1 protein-coding gene is annotated in these 653 nt (G+C 38.1%); it reads right to left on the reverse strand.

The window, feature by feature from the left end; genetic code table 11:
- Positions 1-635: GTP-binding protein (locus ACTQYZ_RS10035; RefSeq protein ID WP_441416545.1), on the reverse strand; the 635-nt coding region annotated here is incomplete at its 3' end.
- Between the last annotated feature and the right edge of the window lie 18 nt (positions 636-653).

The following is a 653-nucleotide window of genomic DNA, read 5'->3' on the forward strand; positions in this document are numbered from 1 at the left end:
GGTTTGTCTGTATCTCTTACTGGTTCTGGAATGTAGTTGTCTACTTCTTCCATTAGTTCTAAGATTTTATCTCCCCATTCGCTTGATGGATCTTCTAATGCTTTTAATGCTGATCCGATTACGATTGGTGTTCCGTCTCCATCAAATTCATATTCGTCTAGAAGTTCTCTTACTTCCATTTCTACTAATTCGATTAATTCTTCATCATCTACCATATCTGCTTTGTTTAAGAATACTACGATGTATGGTACGTTTACTTGTCTTGCAAGTAAGATGTGTTCTCTTGTTTGTGGCATTGGACCATCTGCTGCACTTACTACTAAGATTGCTCCGTCCATTTGTGCTGCTCCTGTGATCATGTTTTTAACGTAGTCAGCATGTCCTGGGCAGTCTACGTGTGCGTAGTGTCTTTTTTCTGTTTCATATTCTACGTGAGCTGTTGAGATTGTGATACCTCTTTCTCTTTCTTCTGGTGCTTTATCGATGTTTTCGAATGCTACTGCATCACCTGTTCCTAATCTTTCATGTAGTACTTTTGTGATTGCTGCTGTTAATGTTGTTTTTCCGTGGTCTACGTGACCGATTGTACCAATATTTACATGTGGTTTAGTTCTTTCGTATTTTTCTCTTGCCATTTTTATCTTTCTCCTTAA

The organism is Anaerofustis sp. LCP19S3_F7, assembly GCF_052119445.1.
GTDB classification, from domain to species: domain Bacteria; phylum Bacillota; class Clostridia; order Eubacteriales; family Anaerofustaceae; genus Anaerofustis; species Anaerofustis butyriciformans.